The sequence below is a fragment of the uncultured Muribaculum sp. genome, assembly GCF_910583865.1.
In the GTDB taxonomy this organism is placed as follows: Bacteria; Bacteroidota; Bacteroidia; order Bacteroidales; family Muribaculaceae; genus Muribaculum.
On the sequence record NZ_CAJTYX010000072.1, the window covers coordinates 1 to 3,084 of the forward strand.

4 protein-coding genes are annotated in these 3,084 nt (G+C 56.2%); all 4 read right to left on the reverse strand.

Annotated elements, in window-relative coordinates; all coding sequences use genetic code 11:
* Positions 1 to 206: 206 nt before the first annotated feature.
* A complete protein-coding gene (locus QZ303_RS10560) occupies positions 207 to 920 on the reverse strand; it encodes an MIP/aquaporin family protein (RefSeq protein WP_295732547.1) in 714 nt (237 codons plus the stop codon).
* A gap of 74 nt (positions 921 to 994) precedes the next feature.
* A complete protein-coding gene (locus QZ303_RS10565; protein WP_295732548.1) occupies positions 995 to 1,351 on the reverse strand; it encodes a DUF4834 family protein in 357 nt (118 codons plus the stop codon).
* Positions 1,352 to 1,385: 34 nt separating this feature from the next.
* Positions 1,386 to 2,087 (reverse strand): CDP-alcohol phosphatidyltransferase family protein, encoded by a 702-nt coding sequence (locus QZ303_RS10570; RefSeq protein WP_295732550.1) that lies wholly within the window; start codon positions 2,085 to 2,087, stop codon positions 1,386 to 1,388.
* Positions 2,088 to 2,162: 75 nt separating this feature from the next.
* On the reverse strand, positions 2,163 to 2,828 hold the full coding sequence (locus QZ303_RS10575) for a phosphatidylserine decarboxylase family protein (protein WP_295732552.1): 666 nt from the start codon (positions 2,826 to 2,828) through the stop codon (positions 2,163 to 2,165).
* Between the last annotated feature and the right edge of the window lie 256 nt (positions 2,829 to 3,084).

Here is a 3,084-nt window from a genome sequence, read left to right on the forward strand (position 1 = left end):
CGCGCTTCATAGAGGCTGATTTTATGTCGTCGCATTGATGGGCATATAAAGTAACGAGATGGGCGGTGTGCCTAAAAATTCGGCACACCGCCCATCTCTTTTAGTTATTCCAGGGGCTTGTCGGACGAGTCTGACAAGTCGGACTGGTCTGACGGAGAGCTGTCTGTCCGGGGATTCAGGGAATCGCCATCGGGTTTGTGTGTGGCTTACTTGTCTGCGCGTCCGATGTAGGGTGAGACGGCTTTCCATGCCACTACGGCGATGATGGCACCTACGAACGGGCCGACGACCATGATCCAGAAATCGTGGAATGCCGACGGGCAAAACAGAGCAGGCCCGAAGCTGCGTGCGGGGTTCACCGAGCAGTTGTCGACGGGGATGCCTACGATGTTGACAAGCCCGAGAGCCAGTCCGATGCCGATTCCGGCGAATTTGCCCCAACCGACATTAGAATCGGTGGCGCCAAGGATGATGAACACGAAGAAGAACGTTAGCAGGGCCTCGACGAGCAATGCCATTCCGGCGGTGGCTCCTGGCTGCAGCACGTTGGTGGCCAGATTGTAGGTGTTGCCGGCGTTCTCGGTTATTCCACCGAAGTTGAATCCCGGGTTCATGTTTACGAGCCAGAAGAGGAATGCCGCTCCGACAACTGCCCCACCCATCTGGAAGAGCCAGTAGAACAGCATGTCCTTCAAGCTCATCCTGCCGCTGAGGTAGACTCCGAGCGAGACTGCCGGATTGACGTGGCATCCGGAGATGTTGCCGAGGCAGTAGCAGAGACACACGAGCACCAGCCCGAAGCAGATGCCTACTCCATAACCTCCGATTGACGGCCCTGCGAGCACGGCGCTTCCGCAGGCGAGGAGTACGAGAAACATTGTTCCTACCCCTTCGGCGATGTATTTCTTTAAATCGTTCATGGTGTAAAATGTTAGTGTTGTTTGGAAAAATGGTTGCTGTCGATGGTGGTGGCGGTGTGCTTGCGTGGGCTGCGTCAGAGGCGTAGGTCGGTCCACTCGGCGTCACTCACCTGCTCTTCCATGCGGAAAGCGGTGTCGCCGTAGCGCCTTCTGCGCTCTTGTTCCTGCACGATGTCGACTTCGATCTCTTCGAAGCGCACGTATTCGCCATCCTCCGGATGGAAAACCTTGCGGGCACTGTGACGCGCACGTCGGCGCTTTCCGTAGGATTGGGTAGTTTCCTGCTCTCCGGGGCGGGCTCTTCCTGTACCGGCAAACGCTTCGGCGCGGCGCTTCACGTGGCGGTAGGCGCGGAAGAGCGACACTCCGAGCCGGAACACCGGGAGGAGTACGAATATGAACAGTGCGAATATGATAAGCTTGAATATCATAGGCGGGGACGTAATTGTTGGTTCAAGGCCGTCGTCAGGCCCGGGCGGGGAGGATGGAGAGCACGATGTAGAACAGGATGGTCCATGCAAGTCCGGGTACTCCTCCCGTTATTACAAACAACAATGCGGCGATAATGATTACGTAGCGTCGCAGATTTTCGCGGAAATCGAAGTTCTTGAACTTCAGCGAGAACATCTTCAGGTTGGTGGCCACCATGAGCGACGACATCGCGGCCACGAGCACGGCCATGGGCCAATGGCCTATGTATGTGTGGCTTGTCATCCATGCCACAGCGCCTATCCAGAATATGGCGTTGGCCGGTATGGGCATTCCAAGGAACGAAGTGGTCTGCCGGTCGTCGATGTTGAACCGCGCCAGTCGCAGTTCGCCCATCAGCGGTATGAGTATCGCGGTGAAAGGAAGCCATGCCGGTCCGGGATGGGATGCCATGAGGTTGTAGACGAGCATCCCCGGAGCCATGCCGAAACTTATCAGGTCGCTGAGCGAGTCAAGTTCCTTGCCGAGGTTGGAGTAGGCGTGGAGCATGCGTGCGGACGCGCCGTCGAGAAAGTCGCACACGGCTGAGATGCCGATGCATATGAATGCCCATTGATAGCAGGGCAGCCCCCACAGGAGGTCGTTGAAATGGAATGCGGCGATAGTGGCGAGCGAGCCGAAAAGAAGGCTCGTGCAGGTGATGGAGTTGGGTATCCAGGCTATGATTTTGCGGAACATGCCGATGATTGTGTTTTTGGTTATGTTGTCGGTCTCTTGTGCCGGCGGCTTCCGGGGTGTCTTATTTCGGCGCTCTTATTTCAGGCGAGCCACTTCTGTGATGCCGCCTGTAGTGGTGTCGCCGAGCTTCACGAGGATTTCGGTGTCCAGGGGTAGGTAGAGGTCGACGCGTGAGCCGAACTTGATGAATCCCATATGGGATGCTATGGAGGCCTTTTCGCCGGGGCATGCGTAGGTGACAATGCGGCGTGCGAGCGCTCCTGCCACCTGGCGCATGAGTATGACCGGGCCGGCGTTGGAGCGGATAGCTACAGTGCTGCGCTCGTTCTCGGTGCTTGACTTTGGAAGCCACGCCGACAGGAATCGTCCCGGATGGTGGCGCACATAAAGGACCTCGCCGTCGACCGGAAACCAGTTGGCGTGGACGTTGAGCACCGACATGAACACCGACAGCTGTATGCAGCGGCAGTGAAGGTATTCGTCCTCGAAGGTCTCCTCAAGCGCAACTACTTTTCCGTCGGCCGAGGCTACGACCACTTTGTCGGGGTTGCCTCTGAACTGTCTGCGCGGTGAGCGGAAGAAGTTGAGCACGAGCAGGTATATGATCGCCGACACGGCGGTGAAGGTGGCGGGGATTGCCGCAGGGCGTATGAAAAGCCATGCCGGTATGTTGATTACCAGCAAGATAAGGAGGAGGATTATGAGAATGTTTAGACCCTCGCGATGTATCTTTACTTTCATTACGCGTGTATTGACGTGTATTTATAAGCACAAAGATAAGCCATTCCTGCAAATTGACAAAATTTTTATCGTACGTCGGTGGTGGTGCCTGCTTCCGTCCTTGTCTGTCCGTGAGGGTGGTGACGCCGGATTCGCGGCGTGGCTGCCTCTCGGATACCGGCAACGGTTTCCATGCGATTTTATCACCGGGTTTATGTCGCGGACGTAGATTCAAGAACGAAGTGCAAAATTCATCGCTCTGAATAGCCCAATATTT

Bases quoted from the DNA above. Each gene is read 5' to 3' on its own strand.
- QZ303_RS10560 (WP_295732547.1), bottom strand. From the start codon at position 920: ATGAACGATTTAAAGAAATACATCGCCGAAGGGGTAGGAACAATGTTT.
- QZ303_RS10565 (WP_295732548.1), bottom strand. From the start codon at position 1,351: ATGATATTCAAGCTTATCATATTCGCACTGTTCATATTCGTACTCCTC.
- QZ303_RS10570 (WP_295732550.1), bottom strand. From the start codon at position 2,087: ATGTTCCGCAAAATCATAGCCTGGATACCCAACTCCATCACCTGCACG.
- QZ303_RS10575 (WP_295732552.1), bottom strand. From the start codon at position 2,828: ATGAAAGTAAAGATACATCGCGAGGGTCTAAACATTCTCATAATCCTC.